Raw genomic sequence first — 20,206 nt, 5'->3', positions numbered from 1 at the left:
CCGCGCCGACCCTGCGATTTCAAAAGGATATGCAGCTCGCCGACGGCCCGTCAATAAATCCCGTCACCTGTCCGCCGGCCTATCCTGTGGATGAGCGTTTTACATAGGCTCGTCACATCAGATTCGTCATTTGTACAATCGCGCGATCAAATGTCAAAAATCGCCGTTGCCCGCCCGGATTTGACCTGCCATTTATTGACTTGCCCGTCCCAACTGCTATGTCTCTGCCGCTTTCACTCGATGGTCTTGGAGGCTCGAGGCCATCCCCCGACACCCGGAGCTTGCGGAAAAGCCATGACCTCTCCCGAACAACACGACCGGATGGCGAATGCGATCCGTTTTCTCGCCATGGACGCCGTTGAAAAGGCGAACTCCGGCCACCCGGGCATGCCGATGGGCATGGCTGACGTCGCGACGGTCCTGTTCACCAAATATCTGAAGTTCGATCCGAAGAAGCCGCACTGGCCGAACCGCGATCGCTTCGTGCTGTCGGCCGGCCATGGTTCGATGCTGCTCTATTCGGTGCTGTATCTGACCGGCTATCCGGACATGACGATCGAAGATCTGAAGCAGTTCCGCCAGCTCGGCTCAAAGACCGCCGGCCATCCGGAATACGGTCATGCCAGCGGCATCGAAACGACGACTGGACCGCTCGGCCAGGGTATTGCCAATTCCGTCGGCATGGCGATTGCCGAACGCAAGCTGCGCGAGGAGTTCGGCTCCGATCTCCAGGATCACTATACCTATGCGATCTGCGGCGACGGCTGCCTGATGGAGGGCATCAGCCATGAAGCCATCGCGCTCGCCGGCCACCTGAAGCTGAACAAGCTCATCCTGTTCTGGGACAACAACTCGATCACCATCGACGGCGCCGTCTCGCTGTCGGATTCCACCGACCAGATCGCCCGCTTCAAGGCAGTACACTGGAACACCATCGAGATCGACGGTCACGATCAGGCCGCTATCGCCGACGCGATCGAAGCTGCCCATGAGTCCGACCGCCCGACCTTCATCGCCTGCAAGACGACCATCGGCTTCGGCGCCCCGAACAAGCAGGGCACCCACAAGGTCCACGGCAACCCGCTCGGCGCCGAGGAAATCGCGGCCACCCGCAAGGCGCTGAACTGGGAAGCCGAACCCTTCGTCATCCCGTCGGTCGTCCTTGACAACTGGCGTGCGGCCGGCGCCCGCTCGGTGGACCTCGTCGGGTCCTGGGAAGATGGCCTCGCCAAGGCTCCGGCCAGGGCCGAGTTCATCCGCCGCATGGCAGGCGATTTGCCGGAAGGCTTCGACGCCGCAATCAGCGCATACAAGAAGAAGCTCGCCGAGACCAAGCCGACGGTTGCGACCCGCAAGGCTTCGGAAGACGCGCTCGAGGTCATCAACGGCTTCCTGCCGGAAACACTCGGCGGCTCCGCCGACCTGACGCCGTCGAACAACACCAAGACCAGCCAGATGCATTCGATCACCCCGACGGATTTCGCCGGTCGTTACATGCATTGGGGCATCCGCGAGCATGGCATGGCGTCTGCCATGAACGGCATTGCGCTGCATGGCGGCCTCATCCCCTACAGCGGCGGCTTCCTGATCTTCTCGGATTATTGCCGCCCGCCGATCCGCCTTGCTTCGCTGATGGGCATCCGCGTCATTCACGTCCTGACGCACGACTCGATCGGCGTCGGCGAAGATGGCCCGACGCACCAGCCCGTCGAACAGCTCGCCGGTTTGCGTGCCATCCCGAACCTGATGGTCTTCCGTCCGGCCGACGCCACGGAAACGGCGGAATGCTGGCAGATCGCCATCAAGACGCATAACCGTCCCTCGGGCCTCGCTCTGACGCGTCAGAACCTGCTCGCAGCCCGCACCGAATACAGCGAAAAGAACCTGTGCGAACAGGGTGCCTATGTCCTCGCCGGCAATGCCGACGCCAAGGTGACGATCTTTGCCTCCGGCTCCGAAGTCGAAATCGCTGTTGCGGCTCGTACGGCACTCGAAGCCAAGGGCGTCACCGTCCGCGTCGTATCGGTTCCCTGCACGGAACTGTTCTTCGAGCAGCCGGAAGCCTATCGCAAGGAAATCCTCGGCAACTCGCCGGTCAAGATCGCCGTCGAAGCCGCTGTTCGCGAAGGCTGGGATGCGTTCATCGGACCGGAAGGCACCTTTATCGGCATGAAGAGCTTCGGCGCTTCCGGCCCGGTCAAGGAAGTTTACAAGCATTTCGGCATCACCGCCGACGCCGTCGTTGCGGCCGCGGAAGCAAAGCTTTAATGAGGGCGCCTTGAGGCGCTCTCCATCTCCTCAATTCCAGGCCCTCGCTATCGGGCCCTACTCTATCGGGAGTGAATGAACATGACAGTCAAGGTTGCCATCAACGGTTTCGGCCGCATCGGCCGCAACGTCCTTCGCGCCATCGTCGAATCCGGCCGTACCGACATCGAAGTCGTCGCCATCAACGATCTCGGCCCGGTTGAAACCAACGCCCACCTGCTGCGCTACGACTCGATCCACGGCCGCTTCCCGGCGACGGTGAAGGTCGAGGGTGACACGATCATCGTCGGCAACGGCAAGCCGATCAAGGTCACGGCGATCAAGGATCCGGCAACGCTTCCGCACCGCGAACTCGGCGTCGACATCGCCATGGAATGCACCGGCATCTTCACCGCCCGCGACAAGGCTGCCGCTCACCTGACAGCCGGCGCCAAGCGCGTCATCGTCTCGGCGCCTGCCGATGGTGCCGACCTGACGGTCGTCTTCGGCGTCAATCATGACCAGCTCACCAAGGAGCACTTGGTCATCTCCAACGCGTCCTGCACCACCAACTGCCTGGTGCCGGTCGTGAAGGTTCTCGACGACGCCGTCGGCATCGACCACGGCTTCATGACCACCATCCACTCCTACACCGGCGACCAGCCGACGCTCGACACGATGCACAAGGACCTGTATCGCGCCCGCGCGGCCGCCCTTTCCATGATCCCGACCTCGACGGGTGCAGCCAAGGCAGTCGGCCTCGTTCTGCCGCATCTGAAAGGCAAGCTCGACGGTACCTCGATCCGCGTTCCGACACCGAACGTTTCGGTCGTCGACTTCAAGTTCGTCTCCAAGAAGGCGACCAGCGTTGGTGAAATCAACGAAGCCATCATGGCCGCTGCCAACGGCAAGCTGAAGGGTATCCTCGGCTACACCGACGAGCCGCTCGTCTCCCGTGACTTCAACCACGACAGCCACTCCTCGATCCTCGCAACCGATCAGACCAAGGTCATGGAAGGCAACTTCGTGCGCGTGCTGTCCTGGTACGATAACGAGTGGGGCTTCTCCAGCCGCATGTCCGACACGGCAGTCGCTTTCGCCAAGCTCATCTGAGCGCTCTTGAGGCATCGACATACAAGCGGCCCGGGAAACCGGGCCGCTTTTTGTTGCCGTGCCTCCGAACGAAACCGCCCTTCCCGCATTGGTATCTTTTCATCCATTGCCCGGATGAGATCTGCTAGAATACGTCACCCTGGACATTCCAAAATGCCCAGTTTCCTCACGCCGCATCGGCCACCGGCCAGGTGCGGAATGCCAATACCGTGCGGCAACACTGTCGCCCGGATGAAAATGAGAGAGATGGATGGATTACTTTACCGTTGAAATCGCCGGCCGTGCCGTTGCCAGTTTTCGTTCGGAAAATCACGAGGAAGCGACGCATTTCTTCGAGGCGGAAGACTTTCGCGACGATCTGACCGTCCTGGAATCCGAAGGCAGGCCTCTTTGGGACCGCAAAGCGGCCCTGAGCCTGCGCAAGGCGACCACCGAGGAAGCAAGCGAAGTCGAGCACGCCTATGAATTCGACGATGATCCTGAACGGACCATCGAGGACGAGTTCGTCGTGTTCCTCGTCCCGGTCGCGGATCTGACCGCTGGCGAAGACGATACCGTCGAAGACTGATCGACGATCCGCATCTTTTTCCGGTTTCGAAGTCATATCGAAGCGGCGGGTTCGATATGACGCCGCCGTTCGCAGGACAGGATGGCGGTGCTGACGCTACTCGGGTTCGAATTCGATAGGCGTCTCTACACGAAACCATCGTCGACGAATTCCTTGGCCGCAAGGATGATCACGGGTTGGCAATCCGCTGGCCAAGCGTGCTAGATTGAGGAAATGCACAGCGCTGCACAATGGCTAGTGAGCCAAGGGAGGTGATAAATGGCAGAGGCACAAAAGCGCTTGTCCCACACCACTCTCAAGCGGCGGCAGCGGTTTCACCCCAAGCGGGACGTCAGACCTGCCGTGTTGGCAAGGGCCAATCGCCTGGTCATCTGGGTCGCCGCGTTCATTGGCCTCTCGTTTCTCGCGATCGTCATACTTCAGGCGGTGTTGGGATAGCAGAGCAAGGGTCGGCCGCTTCTGGCGCAAAACTATAGCCGGCTGCTCTCGCTGGGCGGCCGGCACTTCCACCCGATATCGAAATATCTCAGCCTTCATTTTCCCCGCTCTCCGCACCCGCCCATGCAATCCATTCTTCCCGGACAGGGCAAGCGGGCCGCGTGAAAAGAGGAGCGTGTTTTATGTTCTTGCCATTCGCAGATACCGGCAGGAAAAATCCGTGCCTGTCTCTTTTGCCCTGCTCTCGCCTGATTTTCCTATACATTCTTTATAGAGACTTTCTCCCGTAGCATTCCATGTCGGTTGGCCGTCCGGCGGCCGTTCAGCAGCATGATGCAGCATCGCGACGAGGTTAAGCCGCAAGGCCTACCCTTCTCTGACGTTTTGCCGTTTACTGATGGATCGCCGCGCGTGACGGAGGGGTTGAATAAAGGCGGATCGGCCGGGGCGGCTGTGTTCGCGAAGCAGTCGATGGAAAGGGGTGGGCATGGAAGCGTTCTATATCGTGGTGCTGGTTTCGACGGCACTCGTGCTTCTTGCCGCTTTTTCGAGCCTGCTCGCCTTCCGTTTCGGCGCTCCCCTGCTGCTGCTCTTCCTGATGATCGGCCTTGCTGCCGGCGTCGATGGCCTCGGCATCGAGTTCAGCAACAATTATCTCGCCTATATTCTCGGCTCCATCGCGCTGGCCGTGATCCTCTTCGATTCCGGCTTCGGCACGCCGATGCAGGCCTTCCGGCTGGCCGCCGTGCCCTCTCTGGCGCTCGCCTCGGTCGGTGTGCTGATCACCGCCTCGCTCTTTGCCTTGGCCGCCATGTGGCTTTTGAATTTCACTTGGCTTGAAGGCCTGTTGCTCGGCTCGATCGTCGCATCGACGGATGCCGCCGCCGTCTTTTTCCTGCTGCGCATCGGCGGCATCAATATCCGCGATAAGGTGCGCTCGACGCTGGAAGTCGAATCCGGCACCAACGACCCGATGGCGATCTTCCTCACCATCGCCCTCGTCGAGGTGCTGGCAAGCGGCGAGCGTTATGCCGGCATCAATATCGGCATGCTCGCCATGTTCGTGCAGCAGATGGGCCTCGGCGTCATCCTCGGCCTGCTCGGAGGCATGATGATCGTGCTGATCGTCAGCAAGCTCGATACCGATCGCGGCCTGACGCCGATCTTCGTGCTGGCGCTCGCCCTTCTCGTCTTCTCCTTCACCGGCGCAGTCGGCGGCAGCGGCTTCCTCGCCGTCTATGTCGCCGGCATCTACGCCGGAAACCGCAAGATGCAGGCGATCGGCACCATCAAACGCTTCCAGGACGGCATGACATGGCTGGCGCAGATCATCATGTTCCTGGTGCTCGGCCTGCTCGCCACGCCGTCGCAATTCCCTGTCATCATCGTGCCGGCCATCCTGCTCGCCCTCTTCCTGATCTTCGTCGCCCGGCCGTTGGCGGTCTGGCTGTCGCTGCTTCCCTTCGATTACACGCAGCAGGAGATCGGCTTCGTCGCCTGGGTCGGCCTGCGCGGCGCCGTTTCCATCCTGCTTGCCATCATGCCGATCCTCGGTGGGCTTGAGAACGGACAGATCTATTTCAACACCGCCTTCATCATCGTGCTGGTCTCGCTGCTCGTCCAGGGCTGGACGATCAAGCCCGTCGCCAAGAAGCTCGGGCTGATCATTCCGCCGCGCATCGGCGCTGTCGACAAGGTTGAGGTCGACCTGCCGGGCGCAGCCCACCACGAATTGCTCTCCTATCGCGTCATCAAGGATAGCCCGGTGCTGCGCGGCGAGCGCATTCCGCGCTGGGCGACGCCCTCGCTCGTCATCCGCGACGGCAAGTCGATGCGTTATCAATATGCCGGCCGGCTGCGCGAGAACGATCTCGTCTACCTCTTCATCGTGCCGAGCTACTCCCGGCTGCTCGACCGGCTTTTCGCTAGCCGTGCGCCTGTCGATGATGACGATGCCGAATTCTTCGGCGCCTTCGCGCTCTCTCCCGCCCGCCCCGCCGCCGATCTCGACGCCGCCTATGGCCCCGGCCTGCTCAACGAATCCGAAAAAGGCCTGACGATCGCCGAATTGATGCGGCAGCGCCTCGGCGGCAAGGCCGATTATGCCGACCGCGTCCGCCTCGGCTCGATTATCCTCATCGTCCGCGATCTCGACGAGCACGACCACATCACCTCCGTCGGCATGTCGCTCGAAGCGGTCGAACCAGCAATTACGCTGCCGATCTTCATCAATCTCAAGGACATCATCCAGCGCATCCGCGACCGGCTGAACGGACGCCGGAACCGGGAAACCGCAGCCTCCGAAAGCACGCCGAAAGCGCCAGCCGGACGCGACGAAGGCACACGCGAAAACGGCCGTTGAACGCCTTGCGTCTCGAATGATCCTTGCTATGTTCGGCGCAACTTTCGCCAACCACGACAGGATCCTCCCCATGCCTTCTTTCAAGACCCTCGACGATCTTTCCGACCTCAGCGGCAAGCGCGTTCTCGTCCGCGTCGATCTCAACGTCCCGGTGAAAGACGGCAAGGTTACCGATACGACGCGCATCGAGCGTGTGGCGCCGACGATCCTCGAACTGTCCGAAAAGGGTGCCAAGGTGATCCTGCTGGCCCATTTCGGCCGGCCGAAGGATGGCCCTTCGCCGGAGCTGTCGCTGTCGCTGATCGCCCCTTCCGTCGAGGAAGTGCTTGATCATGCCGTGCTGACGGCTTCCGACTGCATCGGCGAGGCCGCCGCCGCCGCCGTTGCCGCAATGAATGACGGCGATATCCTGCTTCTGGAAAACACCCGCTTCCACAAGGGCGAGGAAAAGAACGACCCCGACTTCACCAAGGCACTTGCCGCCAACGGCGACATCTATGTCAACGATGCCTTCTCGGCCGCCCACCGCGCCCATGCCTCGACCGAGGGGCTTGCCCACCACCTGCCGGCCTATGCCGGCCGCACCATGCAGGCCGAGCTGGAGGCGCTGGAAAAGGGCCTCGGCGATCCGGCTCGCCCTGTCGTTGCGATCGTCGGCGGCGCCAAGGTCTCCACCAAGATCGACCTGCTGATGAACCTCGTGAAGAAGGTCGATGCGCTCGTCATCGGCGGCGGCATGGCCAATACCTTCATCGCCGCCCGCGGCACCAACGTCGGCAAGTCGCTCTGCGAACATGATCTCGCCGAAACCGCCAAGCAGATCATGATCGAGGCCGCCACTGCCGGCTGCGCCATCATCCTGCCGGAGGATGGCGTGATCGCCCGCGAGTTCAAGGCGGGCGCCGCCAACGAGACGGTCGATATCAACGCCATTCCCGCCGATGCCATGGTGCTCGATGTCGGCCCGAAGTCCGTCGAGGCCATCAACGCCTGGATCGAGCGCGCCGCAACCCTGGTCTGGAACGGTCCGCTCGGTGCCTTCGAGATCGAACCCTTCGATGCTGCAACCGTCGCTGCTGCGAAATATGCCGCTGGGCGCACGGTAGCCGGCAAGCTCACCTCCGTTGCCGGCGGCGGCGATACCGTCTCCGCGCTCAACCATGCCGGCGTTGCCGACGGTTTCACCTATGTCTCGACCGCCGGCGGCGCCTTCCTTGAGTGGATGGAAGGCAAAGAGCTTCCCGGCGTCGCCGTCCTCAACGCTGCTAAATAGGCACCAAGACTGATTGCGCAGATTTTACATGTGGATAGACCGCGGAAGAAAAGAAGCTTCCGCGGTCTTTTGCTCAGAGGACGAAAAAAATCCCAACTTTCAAACGATTGAATTGAATTCAATCGTTTCAATGACTTAGCCTTGCATTTTCCTCCCTATAAACTTCTGTTATCCGCATTCTATATTCCTGAAGTGCCGATGTTTATTGTTGTGGAGAGAACGAAATGAGCGAACGACTGGAAGACATTGCAGTGCAGATGGTTACGGGCGGCCGGGGACTGCTCGCCGCCGATGAATCGACCTCCACCATCAAGAAGCGTTTCGACGCGATCAATCTCGAATCGACCGAAACGAGCCGGCGCGACTACCGCGAAATGCTCTTCCGCTCCGACGAAGCGATGAAGAAATATATCTCCGGCGTCATCCTCTTCGAAGAGACGCTGTTCCAGAAGGCTGCGGACGGCACGCCCTTCGTCGATATCATCCGCGCCGCCGGCGCCATTCCCGGCATCAAGGTCGATACCGGCGCCAAGCCGATGGCTAAATATCCCGATGAAACCATCACCGAAGGCCTCGACGGTCTCGGCGAACGCCTTGCCAGATATTATGAAGCAGGCGCCCGCTTCGCCAAGTGGCGCGGCGTCATCGCCATCTCGCCGACCTTGCCGACCCGCGGTTCCGTCCGCGCCAACGCTCAGGCGCTTGCTCGTTATGCCGCACTCTGCCAGGAGGCCGGGATCGTTCCGATCGTCGAGCCGGAATGCCTGATGGACGGCAAGCCGGGTGACCACAATATCGACCGCTGCGCCGAAGTGACCGAGTTCACGCTGCGCATCGTTTTCGAGGAACTCGCCGACGCCCGCGTCAATCTCGAAGGTATGATCCTCAAGCCGAACATGGTGATCGACGGCAAGAACGCTCGCAAGGCCTCGGTCGCGGAAGTTGCCGAACGCACCGTCAAGGTGCTGAAGGCGACCGTTCCGCCTGCCGTTCCCGGTATCGCCTTCCTCTCCGGCGGCCAGACGACCGAAGAAGCGACAGCCCACCTTTCGGCGATCAATGCCATCGGCCACCTGCCCTGGTTCGTCACCTTCTCCTACGGTCGCGCCCTGCAGGACAGCGCGCTCAAGGCCTGGAACGGCAAGCAGGAAAATGTCGCCGCCGGCCAGCGCGAATTCACCCACCGCGCCGAGATGAACAGCCTCGCCGCCAAGGGCAACTGGAAGAAGGACCTGGAAAAGGCCGCGTGACTTTTCACGTTCGAGATAGGCAGGGAGCGGCAAACGCAGCTTCCTGCCCTCAGCCCTTTCCTTTCCCCTCATTGTCACGGCGACAAGAAACTGCTTCGTTCCGCGAAAAACCGTGATTACTCATAGCGCCCTGTCACAACAGGAGCCGCCATGAACACCCTCTCCTATGTCACCGTCGATGTCTTCACCTCCACCCGCTTCGAGGGCAATCCGCTTGCCGTCATTTCCGATGCGCGCGGTCTGAGCGACGCGGCGATGCAAAAGATCGCCACCGAGTTCAACTATTCCGAAGTCACATTCGTCCTGCCGCCGGAAGACGCTCAGAATTCCGCCCGCGTGCGCATCTTCACCCCGACGATGGAAATACCTTTCGCCGGCCACCCGAACGTCGGCACGGCCTATGTGCTCGGCCAGCAGGCGGAGATCTTCGGCAAGCCGGTCGGCGATACGCTGCGCTTCGAGGAAAAGGCCGGCATTGTCGAGGTCAACCTGAAACGCAGCGGCGGAAAGGTTACTGCTGCCTCCATCCGCGCGCCGCAGCCGCTGACGATCGGCGATACCATCGCCGAGGAAACCGTCGCCGGCTGCGTCTCACTCGACCCCGGCGTCATCGTCAGCACCACCCATGCCCCGGTCTTTGCCTCGGTCGGCCTGAACTTCGCCGTCGCGGAACTGAACGGGCTCGAAGCGCTGGCCGCTACCCGCCCGAACCTTGCCGGGTTTCAGGCAGCTGCCGGCCGCCAGACGACCAGCGGCCACGACTTCTCGCTCTTCCTTTATGTGCGAACAGCCGAAAATCCATGGAAGATCTGCGCCCGCATGTTCGCGCCCCTCGACAACGTGCCCGAAGATCCGGCAACCGGCAGCGCGTCAGCTGCGCTTGGCGCCTATCTCGTCTCGCTTGCGCCCGAGGTCGATATCAACGTCCGCATCGCCATTGAACAGGGCGTCGAAATGGGCCGCCGCAGCGTCATCACTCTTGATGTCGTGAAATCCGACGGCATCGTCACCGATGTGGTCATCTCGGGAGGCTGCGTTTCCGTCATGCGCGGAGAAATTAGCTTGCAAGACTGACGATCCCGGATCGGGTCGTCGCCCCTGGGTTATATGTAATCCAGGGGCTACATCAGGAAATCGCGCGAAAGCAGAGCCACTGCCCAGACGGCGAAAGCGATCAGCGCGAGCTTCCAGAAATCCATCCGCCGCCTGAGGCCGGGAAGGCCGAGCGGTTTGATCACCTGTATCGCCATGGCAAGGATGAGCAGCAAGGCTATCAGCTTTGTCATGCTTTATTTTTTCCGTTTTTCGGAATGTCACAGGACGGACATTTTTCCGCGCGAACAAGAGGATCTCGACACGCCGTAAAGACATTCCGGGGCACAATCAATCATCTTGAGGCTGGGCTGAAGCAGGTCCTGCCTTATCTCATTGCAAATCGCTAAGACCGAGTCTGGGGAAATGAAGAGAAATCTGCTGTCCGTCGCCGCGCTGCTCTTTGGCACGCTCTTCCTTTTCATGGGCAACGGCCTGCAGGGCATCCTGCTTCCTGTGCGCGGCAATCTCGAAGGCTACGCAACGACGACGCTCGGCCTGCTCGGCACCTCATGGGCCGGTGGCTTCGTCATCGGCTGCCTGGTTGCGCCGAAGATCGTGCGCCGCGTCGGCCATGTGCGTGCCTTTTCAGGCTTCATCTCGATCATCGCCATCATCGCGCTGGTCAGCGGCATCATCATTCATCCGGTCTGGTGGGTGGTTCTGCGCGCCGTCACCGGCTTCTCCACCGCCGGCACGTCGATGATCATCGAAAGCTGGCTGAACGAGCGCGCCAGCAACGAGAGCCGCGGCGCGATCTTCTCGCTCTATATCGGCATCACACTGCTCGGCGTCGTCGGCGGCCAGATGATGATCCCGCTCGAGGATGTGCGCACGCCGGTGCTGTTCATGATCTGCGGCATCTTCTATTGCATCGCCATGCTGCCGACGACGCTGTCGACCGCCGCTTCGCCGCAGCCGCTGAAGGCAGTGCGCCTCGACCTGCCGGCGCTCTATCGCAACTCGCCGGTCTCCTGCCTCGGCATCCTGCTCGTCGGTATCGCTAACGGTGCCTACGGCACGCTCGGCGCCGTTTTCGGTGCCGGCGCCGGCCTTTCCGACACCAGTATCGCCGTCATGATGAGCTCCACCATCTTCGCCGGCGCAGTGATGCAGCTGCCCGCCGGCCGGCTTTCCGATCGCATCGACCGGCGCTACGTGCTCGCCGCCATGTCGGGGATCGCCGCCCTTGCCGGCCTGCTGATCTTTCTGCTTCACCCCACGTCCCCCGCCTTTCTGATCGGGCTCGTTGTCCTTTACGGCGCAGTGGCGAATACGCTCTATCCGATCGCCGTCGCCCACGCGAACGACTTCGCGGCGTCGGAGGACTTCGTCAAGGTCTCCGGCGGCCTGCTGCTGCTCTACGGCATCGGCACGGTGATCGGCCCGACGATCAGCGGTCCCGTCATGTCGGCGATCACCCCGCATGCGCTTTTCCTCGTCACCGCCATCGCCCATGTGCTGATCACCGTTTACGCCATCATCCGAAGCCGCATCCGCGCTGCGATCCCCGCCAGCGACCGCGACGCCTACACGACGATCCCGACCGGCACCTCGCCGATGCTGACACCGCAAAGCATGTCGCTTGCCGACCGCGGCACCAGCAAACCTCCGGAAACCGGAAAGTCTCCCGAAAGCGACGATCCTGCTGTAAAGTTCGGCTAGAAAAGGATGATTTAGGCCGGGTCGGCCTAAAATCTGGATCCTGTTCTACATTATGTAGTGAGAGCGTGATGTCGTCCGAAAGCCGATCACACTTTTCGGCATCATGCTCCGGAGCAATTCCAGCAAAACTGCGAAGCGATTTTGCCGGGAGTTGCGTAACAAGCTATATGCAGCCAACGGAGGACGAACCCATGAGCTTCATCGATGACGACCGGCCGCAGAAGAAGGTCGCCCATGAGATCGGCGCCGATCTCTCTATGCTTTCGGTCGACGAATTGAAGGCGCGGGTGGAATTGCTGAAGACGGAGATCGCCCGTCTCGAGGCTGAGGCCACTCGCAAGGCCTCCGGGCGGCGCGCGGCGGAAAGCTTCTTCCGCTCGTAACCCGCCAAAACTCCGAAAAACAAGGTTATAGGTGGATAAAACGGACCGCCTCAAGTCTTAATTCAGCACAATGTTAATAAAATATTAAGCTTTATAAGGTATTACTATATTCATCCGGATTTTCTCTGGATCTCAGACAATTTTCCAAGCGGTGAATTGGTCTGATTTTTCTCCCTGTTTTACCTTGAGAGCCGCGTCTGCGGCTCTTCTTTTTCCTATGGCCGGCGCACTTCCACGAAACTGTGGAGATTAACCCTTTCTTAAGAAACGGCTTGCGCATTTGAGCTAATGATACCATCTTAAAGTCATAAAGACGGGGCCCGGAAACTTTTCCGTCGGTGCCGGCGTTACCTGAATATATGTAGCTGCGTGCAAACAGGGACTATTGCGATGTCGGAAGTTGGATTGAACACGATCAGTTTTGCAGGCCGCGCCGCTGCATCCTCGCAGTTCAAAGCACTTTACGCGGAAGGCATGTCGCTGGTCGAAGAGACTGCCGCCTACCTCGACGGCCAGGGCCGCGCCGCCTCCAAGGTTCTGCCGCGGATGGCCTCGGTCCTTTACGCCGCGGAATCGATGCGTCTCACCACCCGCCTCATGCAGATGGCCTCCTGGCTGCTGCTGCAGCGCGCCGTCAACAATGGCGAAATGTCCCGCGACCAGGTACTGGCCGAAAAGAACAAGGTCCGTCTCGACGGCTTCAACGTCGACCGCGCTGCGCCCGGCTGGGGCGACCTGCCGGAATCCTTCCGCGACCTCGTCGAGCGCTCACTGCGTCTGCAGAACCGCATTGCCCTGCTCGACCGCGAGATCTACCGCCCGTCCGAAGCCGTGATCGTTCATGATAATCAGAACAGCGTCCAGGCTCAGCTTTCCCTGCTGCAGACCGCCTTCGGCAACAACTGACCGGATCTGCAGCTTCGAAGACAGACCGGCTGCGTCTTACGCGGCCGGTTTTTTGTTTGCCTCTGAACACCGGCATCCCTGGAGCGTCCTTTGCGCGTCTGAAAAGACGCGTGGCGCAGTAGGGCATTGCGAACGCAAAAAAGCCCGGCGTAACCGGGCTCTCTTCGAATTCCGTCGAGCAGAAGCGATTAGAGGCCGAGGCCGCCGAAACGCTTGTTGAACTTGGAGACGCGGCCACCGCGGTCCATGAGCTGCTGGTTGCCGCCGGTCCAGGCCGGATGCGACTTGGAATCGATTTCAAGGTTCATGACAGCGCCCTCCGAACCCCAGGTCGAGCGGGTTTCGTATTCGGTGCCATCGGTCATGACCACCTTGATCATGTGATATTCGGGATGGATGCCTGCCTTCATAACAATCTTCCTGCGATACCGGAGTTCAAATTGCCGCATGCAGTTGCAGCCACCGAACCGATTGAATAAATGAAGCCGCAGTCGTGATGGCTACGGCTTCCCATTAGGATGCGGTGCCTATACATGAAGGACGCCTAGATAACAAGAGCCTACAGGCCGCATTGCGCGGGTCCTGCGGGCGATCGGAGACGATTTGGCAGAGCAGGCACGGGCTGAGGAAAACAAAAGACGATCGCTGCGGCCGCTCGGCAGGCTGACGCCCTACGTCATGCGTTATCGCGCCATGGTGGCCGGTGCGCTGATGTCGCTGGCGCTTGCCGCCGTCACTTCGTTGGCGCTGCCGCTCGCCGTGCGTCGCATGATCGATCACGGCTTCACCCAGTCGGATGGTCGCTTCATCAACAGTTACTTCGCCATGCTGATGGTCATGGCCATCGTGCTCGCGGTCGCCAGCGCGCTGCGCTATTATTTCGTCATCACCATTGGCGAGCGCATCGTCGCCGATCTTCGCCGCGATGTCTTTTCCCATGTGACGAGGCTGTCGCCCTCCTTCTTCGATGTCAACCAGTCCGGCGAGATCGTCTCGCGGCTGACCGCCGATACCACGCAGATCAAGTCCGCCGTCGGCGCCACTGCCTCTGTAGCGCTCAGGAACCTCATCCTCTGTATCGGCGCCATGGGCATGATGATCGTCACCTCGCCGAAGCTTTCGAGCCTCGTCATCGGAGCGATCCCGCTGATTGTCTTCCCGCTCGTCGCCTTCGGCCGCTCGGTGCGCAAACGTTCGCGCGCCGCCCAGGATACGCTCGCCGATGCCTCCGCCTTCGCCAACGAGACGATCGCCGCGACCCGCACGGTTCAGGCCTTCAACGGCGAAGATGCCGCAGCGACGCGTTACGGCACTGCCGTCGAATCCGCCTACGAGGCCGCCCGCGCCGCCATCCGCTCGCGCGCGTTGCTGACGGGGATCGCCATCACGCTGATCTTCGGCAGCGTCGTCGCCGTGCTCTGGGTCGGCGCCCACAGCGTGCTCGCCGGCACGCTGTCGGCCGGCACGCTCGGCCAGTTCCTGCTTTATGCCGTCATCTCCGCCGGTTCGCTGGGCGCGCTGTCGGAGGTCTGGGGCGAACTTTCGCAGGCAGCCGGTGCCGCAGACCGGCTGACCGAGCTTCTCGACGAGGTCTCGCCGATCACAGCCCCCGCCAGCCCTGAGCCGCTTCCTTCGCCCAGCCGCGGCCGCGTCGAATTTTCAGGCGTGCACTTCGCCTATCCCTCGCGCCCCGGCAAATCGGCGCTACATGGCTTAAGCTTCGCCGTCGCGCCAGGCGAGACGGTCGCCATTGTCGGCCCTTCCGGTGCCGGCAAGAGCACCGTCTTTTCGCTGCTGCTGCGCTTTTACGATCCGCAGCAGGGCAGCGTGAGGATCGACGGTGTCGATGCGCAGCTGACGACGCCCGACGAGCTGCGCCAGCGCATCGCCATCGTGCCGCAGGATGTCACCATCTTTGCCGCCTCGATCCATGACAACATCGCCTTCGGCCGTCCCGGCGCCTCGCGTGACGAGGTCCGCGCTGCAGCCCTTGCCGCGCAGGCCGACGAATTCATCGCTCGGCTGGACAGGGGCTACGAGACCGAGGTTGGCGAACGCGGCATCATGCTCTCCGGCGGCCAGCGCCAGCGCATCGCCATTGCCCGTGCCATCCTGAAGAACGCGCCGGTGCTGCTGCTCGACGAGGCAACCTCCGCGCTTGACGCGGAAAGCGAGACGCTGGTGCAGAAGGCGCTCGACGGCCTGGTGGACGGCCGCACGACGCTCGTCATCGCCCATCGCCTGGCGACCGTGCTGAAGGCCGACCGCATCCTCGTCATGGATCAGGGCCGCGTCGTCGAGGAGGGCACGCATCAGAGCCTGATCCGCCATGGCGGCCTCTATGCGCGGCTGGCGCGGCTGCAATTCGACGCCGCCAATGAGGATGTGCTCGCCGCGGCGAAATAGCCGGCGCTACTTCTCCGGCCGACAGCGACTAAAGTCTGAACCCGCCGCACATCTCCGCGGTTGTCTTTCGCGCGTCCCGCCCTAACCTCTTCATTCCCCGGGGTGGGGATATTGCGGCTGAAATCCTTGGGAGGAGATAGGAATGGCGCTTTCCGATATAACGCGACGTACGGGCCTTGCGCTCGGTTTCGCTGTGCTTGCGGCCTTTGCCGTCGGCGCGTCTGCCGCTGCTGCGGATTTTCCCGATCGCACGATCACCATGGTCGTACCCTTCGCGGCCGGCGGCTCAACCGATGTCGTCGCTCGCATCGTTGCGCAGAAGATGTCGGAGGATCTTGGCCAGCAAGTGATCGTCCAGAACGTCGCCGGCGCCGGCGGCAATCTCGGCGCCGGTAACGTCGCCCGCGCCGAACCGGACGGCTACACCATCCTGATGGGCACGGTCGCGACCCACGCCCTCAATCCGCTCATCCTGAAATCGACGCCCTATGACGCCGAAAAGGATTTTGCGCCGGTCTCGCTGCTCGTCGTCGTGCCGAACGTGCTGGTCGTCAATCCGGAACTGCCGGCAAAGACCGTGCAGGAGCTGATCGCCCTGCTGAAGGCCGAGCCCGACAAATACAGCTACGCCTCATCGGGCAACGGCACGCCGTTGCATCTTTCCGGAGAACTCTTCAAATCCATGGCCGGTGTCAGCATGCAGCACATACCCTATAAGGGCGCCGGTCCGGCATTGAACGACGTCATCGGCAACCAGGTGCCAATCATGTTCGACAATTTGCCCTCCTCGTCGAGCCACATCAAGGCTGGCACCCTGCGGGCGCTGGCGGTGACCACGGCCGAGCGTGCACCCTCCTTCCCCGACGTGCCGACTGTCGCCGAGTCGGGCATTCCAGGTTACGAGACCTATACTTGGAATGCGCTTTTCGCGCCGGCCAAGACACCGAATGAGGTGGTAACGCGTCTCAACGCCTCGGCTAAGAAGGCGCTTGCCGACCCTGCCGTCGCTGAACGCATGAAAGAATTCAGCGCCACCATCGTCGGCTCGACGCCGGACGAACTGGCTGCCCATGTAAAGGCCGAACTCGCCAAATGGGGGCCGGTCGTCAAAGGCGCGAATATCCAGATGGAGTAATGTGAAAGAGCATGTACCGGCATCCCTCCTTCACTTGCGTGCAATGGAAACGGTGGCAATTGGACGCTTGGCAACCCAATTCTTATTAAGGCAGTGGAAAAGCTCGCCATTTTGATCTAGCCTCCGCTAAGCTGATGGTTGCAATTCAGCGATTTGGGATTTCGGGAGACATCTATGTATAAATTCGAAGTCTATAAGGATAAGGCCGGCGAGTTCCGGTTCCGCTTCAAGGCATCGAACGGGGAGGCCATGTTCTCGTCCGAGGGCTACAAGGCGAAGGCGTCCGCCATGAGTGCCATCGAATCCATCAAGAAGAACACGCCAAGCGCCGAGGTAGTCGACCAGACGAAGGCCGAGTCCTGAGCAGACCGGCAGCGGCGGCCTGAACTGCCGCCCTGCCCTTTCGCGCCCTTGAGCAGCGCCGGCGCCCTTGAGCCCGGACGCTTGCTTCCGACTTTCTGCGCCATTTCTCTTTTTGCATATTTTTTATGAGGCCATGTCGAAACGACGGGTGGCCGCGTCTCATTGTCACGGAACGGATATCCCGAAAGCCGGGCCGCTCCGCCGGGCAGGAGGTTTCGGATGGAGAATCCGGCCGGCATGCCTGGATCAACGCAACAACGAGATCAGGAGTTCTCCATGCAATATGCTCTCATCATTCGCGAAGCCGCCGAAGATTTCGCCCGCCGCGGCGATCCCGTCTATCGCGACGGCTGGGTCGCCTACAGCAAGGCGCTTGTGCAGGCGGGGATCATGACCGGTGGCGCCGGGCTGACTGGCCCGGAGACCGGCACGATCGTGCGCCGCAAAGGCGAGGAACACGATGTTCAGGACGGGCCTTATCCGGAAGGCAAGGAACAGCTCGGCGGCTTCTATCTGATCGATGTTCCCGATATCGATACCGCGCTCGAATGGGCGACCCGCGTCCCGATCTCTGACAAGGGTTCGGTCGAGGTGCGCCCGCGCCTGCAGATGTGAGGCGGCAATGCCGCCCGATGCCGGACGCGTTGCCGAAAAGGTGGCGCGTCAGTCCTACGGCAAGCTGATCGCCTTCCTCGCCGCCCGGTCGCGCGACGTGCCGGCGGCAGAGGATGCGTTGTCGGAAGCGCTGGCTTCGGCGCTTCGCGTCTGGCCGGAGCGCGGTGTTCCCGGCAATCCGGAAGCCTGGCTGCTGGTGGCCGCCCGCCGCAACCTCATGCAGGCGGCCCGCCACCGCACCGTCGAGGCCAATGCGCAAACGACGATATCGGTCGCCTTCGAGGAAGCGGAGGAACGCATGAACGACGCCGGCAACGCCGTCTTTCCCGATGAGCGGCTGAAGCTGCTCTTCGCCTGCACCCATCCCGCCATCGACAGCTCCGTGCATACGGCGTTGATGTTGCAGACCGTTCTCGGCATCGAGGCAAAGACCATCGCGCGGTCCTTCGTCGTCGCACCAGAGGCAATGAGCCAGCGGCTGGTGCGCGCAAAGGCAAAGATCCGCGACGCCGGCATTCCCTTCGCCGTCCCGCCTCGCCCCGACTTGCCCGGGCGGCTCGCCGCCGTGCTTTCGGCGATCTACGCCGCCTACGGTCTCGGATGGGACGGGCTCGACGGGGAGAACGAACGCCATTCGCTGGCCGGCGAGGCGATCTGGCTCGGCCGTGCGCTCCTGGCGGTGCTGCCGGACGAACCGGAGGCGATAGGCCTCCTCTCGCTGATGCTTCACTGCCAAGCCCGCCGCAGCACCCGGCGCGACAGCAACGGCCAATATGTGCCGCTGGACGAGCAGGATACGGCCGCGTGGAACGCGATCATGATTGCAGAGGCGGATGCGCTGCTGCGCAAAGCCGGAAACTTCGACCGTTTCGGCCCCTTCCAGTGCCAGGCTGCAATCCAGTCCGTGCATGCGGCGCGCCGGTTGTCAGGAACGACTGACTGGCAGGCGTTGACGACGCTCTACGCGGCGCTGGTGATGATGAAGCCGACGCTGGGTGCACGCGTCAGCCAGGCTGCTGTAATCGGCAGGGCCTCGAGCGCCGCTGCCGGGCTGGAGCAGCTCGACAAGCTCGATCGGCGCGACGTCGCAGCCTATCAGCCTTACTGGGCCGTGCGTGCCTATCTTCAGGCGCAAGCCGGCGACAAGGCCGCCGCGGCCGACGCCTATATGACGGCGATCGGCCTCAGCGACAGCCCCGCCGTACGCAACTTTCTCGCCGGCCGGTTAAAGACCGTCCAGCGGTAATGGCAGCCCACTGCATAATTCCTTAAATCGGAATCGATTTGAGGAATTATGCAGTCTTTCAAAGTGTTATAGCGTCGTTTGCGCGTCTTCAAAGACGCACGGCGCTGTAATCACTTCTCGGTCAGCTTCAGCTCGATGCGGCGGTTGGTAGAGCGCGCATCCGGCGTATCGCCCGGCGCGATTGGCTGGAACTCGCCGAAGCCGGCGGCAACCAGCCGATCGGCCGGCACGCCCTGTGCGATCAGGAACTTGACGACCGAAATCGCGCGCGCCGAGGAGAGCTCCCAATTGTCGCGATAGCGGCCCGTTCCGGCAAGCGGCACATTGTCGGTATGCCCGTCGACGCGCAGCACCCAGTTGATCTCCGGCGGGATTTCCTTGGCGAGATCGAGAAGGGCGGCGGCAAGCTTGGCCATCTCGGTCTGCCCCTGCGGGTTGAGATCGGCACCACCCGAGGGAAACAGCACTTCCGACTGGAAGACGAACCGGTCGCCGACGATGCGGATATTCTCGCGATCCGAGAGGATCTCGCGCAGACGGCCGAAGAAGTCGGAACGGTAGCGGTTCAACTCCTGCACCCGTGCGGCGAGCGCTACGTTGAGGCGGCTGCCAAGATCGGCGATCTTGGTCTGCGAGACCCGGTCTTTCTCCTCCGACGCCTGAAGGGCTGCTTCGACGGCGGCAATCTGGCTGCGAAGCGCTGAGATCTGCTGGTTCAGCAGTTCGACCTGACTGAGCGCCCGTTCGCTCACCTGCTTCTGCTCGTCAAGCTCCTGCGTCATCGAGCCGATCCGCTTCTGCGCCGCATCCTGGCCGCCCGAACCGGCATTCAGCAGCGCCTGCAGCCGCGAACGGTCGCCTTCGGCACTGGCAAGCGACGCCTGCAGGTTGGCGACCGAGTCCTGGAGATCCTGGTTGCTGCCCTTTTCGAGCGCGAGAAGCTGCGTCAGCTCGTTGATCTGGCTGTTGAGGCGATTGAGCACCTCATCGCGTCCGGTGATCTCGCGGCTGAGGATGAACTGCCCGACGACGAAGACCGTCAGCAGGAACATGATCGAGATGAGCAGCGTCGACAGCGCGTCGACGAAACCCGGCCAGTAATCCACCGTGCGTTCGCGGCGCCGGTTGCGGGCAAGAGCCATGG

The 20,206-nt window shown here is 61.8% G+C and carries 19 protein-coding genes; 16 read left to right on the top strand and 3 right to left on the bottom strand.

Going from position 1 to position 20,206, the window contains the following annotated elements:
• Positions 1 to 294: 294 nt before the first annotated feature.
• From tkt to ACS4RR_RS06535, 8 genes are all read left to right on the top strand, one after another.
• Positions 295 to 2,268 carry a transketolase gene (tkt, locus tag ACS4RR_RS06570; RefSeq protein ID WP_456189867.1) on the top strand — a complete coding sequence of 658 codons (1,974 nt, stop codon included), beginning with the start codon at positions 295 to 297 and terminating at the stop codon, positions 2,266 to 2,268.
• A gap of 81 nt (positions 2,269 to 2,349) precedes the next feature.
• Positions 2,350 to 3,360: a type I glyceraldehyde-3-phosphate dehydrogenase gene (gap, locus tag ACS4RR_RS06565; protein ID WP_024323244.1), complete on the top strand. Its 1,011-nt coding sequence runs from the start codon at positions 2,350 to 2,352 to the stop codon at positions 3,358 to 3,360.
• Between the two features lie 250 nt (positions 3,361 to 3,610).
• The gene (locus ACS4RR_RS06560; RefSeq protein ID WP_017968139.1) at positions 3,611 to 3,928 is read left to right on the top strand and encodes a hypothetical protein; all 318 of its coding nucleotides are present in this window, start codon (positions 3,611 to 3,613) and stop codon (positions 3,926 to 3,928) included.
• 258 nt (positions 3,929 to 4,186) lie between these two features.
• On the top strand, positions 4,187 to 4,366 hold the full coding sequence (locus tag ACS4RR_RS06555; RefSeq protein WP_162119434.1) for a hypothetical protein: 180 nt from the start codon (positions 4,187 to 4,189) through the stop codon (positions 4,364 to 4,366).
• A gap of 487 nt (positions 4,367 to 4,853) precedes the next feature.
• Complete coding sequence (locus tag ACS4RR_RS06550; RefSeq protein WP_026154567.1) at positions 4,854 to 6,728, top strand: potassium/proton antiporter; 1,875 nt, start codon at positions 4,854 to 4,856, stop codon at positions 6,726 to 6,728.
• 70 nt (positions 6,729 to 6,798) lie between these two features.
• Entirely contained in the window at positions 6,799 to 8,001 is a 1,203-nt protein-coding gene (locus tag ACS4RR_RS06545) for a phosphoglycerate kinase (protein ID WP_026154568.1), read from the top strand.
• 224 nt (positions 8,002 to 8,225) lie between these two features.
• Entirely contained in the window at positions 8,226 to 9,251 is a 1,026-nt protein-coding gene (locus ACS4RR_RS06540; protein WP_260109394.1) for a class I fructose-bisphosphate aldolase, read from the top strand.
• Positions 9,252 to 9,401: 150 nt separating this feature from the next.
• Positions 9,402 to 10,325, top strand: coding sequence for a PhzF family protein (locus tag ACS4RR_RS06535; RefSeq protein WP_456189866.1), 924 nt, complete (start codon positions 9,402 to 9,404; stop codon positions 10,323 to 10,325).
• A gap of 47 nt (positions 10,326 to 10,372) precedes the next feature.
• On the opposite strand, the gene ACS4RR_RS06530 is transcribed toward ACS4RR_RS06535, so the two are convergent.
• A complete protein-coding gene (locus ACS4RR_RS06530) occupies positions 10,373 to 10,537 on the bottom strand; it encodes a hypothetical protein (protein ID WP_003542801.1) in 165 nt (54 codons plus the stop codon).
• Positions 10,538 to 10,709: 172 nt separating this feature from the next.
• Here ACS4RR_RS06530 and ACS4RR_RS06525 point away from each other — a divergent pair, with 172 nt between their 5' ends.
• From ACS4RR_RS06525 to rcdA, 3 genes are all read left to right on the top strand, one after another.
• Positions 10,710 to 12,008, top strand: coding sequence for an MFS transporter (locus ACS4RR_RS06525; RefSeq protein WP_017968146.1), 1,299 nt, complete (start codon positions 10,710 to 10,712; stop codon positions 12,006 to 12,008).
• Positions 12,009 to 12,199: 191 nt separating this feature from the next.
• The gene (locus ACS4RR_RS06520; RefSeq protein ID WP_222280434.1) at positions 12,200 to 12,391 is read left to right on the top strand and encodes a DUF1192 domain-containing protein; all 192 of its coding nucleotides are present in this window, start codon (positions 12,200 to 12,202) and stop codon (positions 12,389 to 12,391) included.
• 390 nt (positions 12,392 to 12,781) lie between these two features.
• Positions 12,782 to 13,297: a protease adaptor protein RcdA gene (rcdA, locus tag ACS4RR_RS06515; protein WP_003542804.1), complete on the top strand. Its 516-nt coding sequence runs from the start codon at positions 12,782 to 12,784 to the stop codon at positions 13,295 to 13,297.
• A 188-nt stretch (positions 13,298 to 13,485) separates the two neighbouring features.
• Here the strand turns inward: rcdA and rpmE are convergent, their stop codons facing one another.
• Positions 13,486 to 13,707, bottom strand: coding sequence for a 50S ribosomal protein L31 (gene rpmE / locus ACS4RR_RS06510; RefSeq protein ID WP_003542805.1), 222 nt, complete (start codon positions 13,705 to 13,707; stop codon positions 13,486 to 13,488).
• A 193-nt stretch (positions 13,708 to 13,900) separates the two neighbouring features.
• Between rpmE and ACS4RR_RS06505 the strand changes: the two genes are divergently transcribed.
• From ACS4RR_RS06505 to ACS4RR_RS06485, 5 genes are all read left to right on the top strand, one after another.
• On the top strand, positions 13,901 to 15,703 hold the full coding sequence (locus ACS4RR_RS06505) for an ABC transporter transmembrane domain-containing protein (RefSeq protein WP_017968148.1): 1,803 nt from the start codon (positions 13,901 to 13,903) through the stop codon (positions 15,701 to 15,703).
• A 142-nt stretch (positions 15,704 to 15,845) separates the two neighbouring features.
• Positions 15,846 to 16,838, top strand: coding sequence for a Bug family tripartite tricarboxylate transporter substrate binding protein (locus tag ACS4RR_RS06500; RefSeq protein WP_017968149.1), 993 nt, complete (start codon positions 15,846 to 15,848; stop codon positions 16,836 to 16,838).
• 174 nt (positions 16,839 to 17,012) lie between these two features.
• Complete coding sequence (locus ACS4RR_RS06495) at positions 17,013 to 17,201, top strand: YegP family protein (protein WP_017968150.1); 189 nt, start codon at positions 17,013 to 17,015, stop codon at positions 17,199 to 17,201.
• A gap of 276 nt (positions 17,202 to 17,477) precedes the next feature.
• Positions 17,478 to 17,816, top strand: a complete 339-nt coding sequence (locus ACS4RR_RS06490) for a YciI family protein (RefSeq protein ID WP_222384593.1) — start codon at positions 17,478 to 17,480, stop codon at positions 17,814 to 17,816.
• Positions 17,817 to 17,823: 7 nt separating this feature from the next.
• On the top strand, positions 17,824 to 19,062 hold the full coding sequence (locus ACS4RR_RS06485; protein WP_456189865.1) for an RNA polymerase sigma factor: 1,239 nt from the start codon (positions 17,824 to 17,826) through the stop codon (positions 19,060 to 19,062).
• 110 nt (positions 19,063 to 19,172) lie between these two features.
• Here the strand turns inward: ACS4RR_RS06485 and ACS4RR_RS06480 are convergent, their stop codons facing one another.
• Complete coding sequence (locus ACS4RR_RS06480) at positions 19,173 to 20,204, bottom strand: peptidoglycan -binding protein (protein ID WP_017968153.1); 1,032 nt, start codon at positions 20,202 to 20,204, stop codon at positions 19,173 to 19,175.
• Positions 20,205 to 20,206: the final 2 nt, after the last annotated feature.

The sequence above is a fragment of the Rhizobium zaerense genome (assembly GCF_051810725.1).
GTDB lineage: Bacteria > Pseudomonadota > Alphaproteobacteria > Rhizobiales > Rhizobiaceae > Rhizobium > Rhizobium leguminosarum_I.
The sequence above is the reverse complement of the archived record's forward strand: the minus strand, read 5'-3'. Positions and strand labels throughout refer to the sequence as shown.

Bases quoted from the DNA above. Each gene is read 5' to 3' on its own strand.
- ACS4RR_RS06560 (WP_017968139.1), top strand. From the start codon at position 3,611: ATGGATTACTTTACCGTTGAAATCGCCGGCCGTGCCGTTGCCAGTTTT.
- ACS4RR_RS06555 (WP_162119434.1), top strand. From the start codon at position 4,187: ATGGCAGAGGCACAAAAGCGCTTGTCCCACACCACTCTCAAGCGGCGG.
- ACS4RR_RS06480 (WP_017968153.1), bottom strand. From the start codon at position 20,204: ATGGCTCTTGCCCGCAACCGGCGCCGCGAACGCACGGTGGATTACTGG.
- ACS4RR_RS06485 (WP_456189865.1), top strand. From the start codon at position 17,824: ATGCCGCCCGATGCCGGACGCGTTGCCGAAAAGGTGGCGCGTCAGTCC.
- ACS4RR_RS06500 (WP_017968149.1), top strand. From the start codon at position 15,846: ATGGCGCTTTCCGATATAACGCGACGTACGGGCCTTGCGCTCGGTTTC.
- gap (WP_024323244.1), top strand. From the start codon at position 2,350: ATGACAGTCAAGGTTGCCATCAACGGTTTCGGCCGCATCGGCCGCAAC.
- ACS4RR_RS06540 (WP_260109394.1), top strand. From the start codon at position 8,226: ATGAGCGAACGACTGGAAGACATTGCAGTGCAGATGGTTACGGGCGGC.
- ACS4RR_RS06550 (WP_026154567.1), top strand. From the start codon at position 4,854: ATGGAAGCGTTCTATATCGTGGTGCTGGTTTCGACGGCACTCGTGCTT.
- rpmE (WP_003542805.1), bottom strand. From the start codon at position 13,707: ATGAAGGCAGGCATCCATCCCGAATATCACATGATCAAGGTGGTCATG.
- ACS4RR_RS06535 (WP_456189866.1), top strand. From the start codon at position 9,402: ATGAACACCCTCTCCTATGTCACCGTCGATGTCTTCACCTCCACCCGC.
- ACS4RR_RS06545 (WP_026154568.1), top strand. From the start codon at position 6,799: ATGCCTTCTTTCAAGACCCTCGACGATCTTTCCGACCTCAGCGGCAAG.
- rcdA (WP_003542804.1), top strand. From the start codon at position 12,782: ATGTCGGAAGTTGGATTGAACACGATCAGTTTTGCAGGCCGCGCCGCT.
- ACS4RR_RS06525 (WP_017968146.1), top strand. From the start codon at position 10,710: ATGAAGAGAAATCTGCTGTCCGTCGCCGCGCTGCTCTTTGGCACGCTC.
- ACS4RR_RS06530 (WP_003542801.1), bottom strand. From the start codon at position 10,537: ATGACAAAGCTGATAGCCTTGCTGCTCATCCTTGCCATGGCGATACAG.
- tkt (WP_456189867.1), top strand. From the start codon at position 295: ATGACCTCTCCCGAACAACACGACCGGATGGCGAATGCGATCCGTTTT.
- ACS4RR_RS06495 (WP_017968150.1), top strand. From the start codon at position 17,013: ATGTATAAATTCGAAGTCTATAAGGATAAGGCCGGCGAGTTCCGGTTC.
- ACS4RR_RS06490 (WP_222384593.1), top strand. From the start codon at position 17,478: ATGCAATATGCTCTCATCATTCGCGAAGCCGCCGAAGATTTCGCCCGC.
- ACS4RR_RS06520 (WP_222280434.1), top strand. From the start codon at position 12,200: ATGAGCTTCATCGATGACGACCGGCCGCAGAAGAAGGTCGCCCATGAG.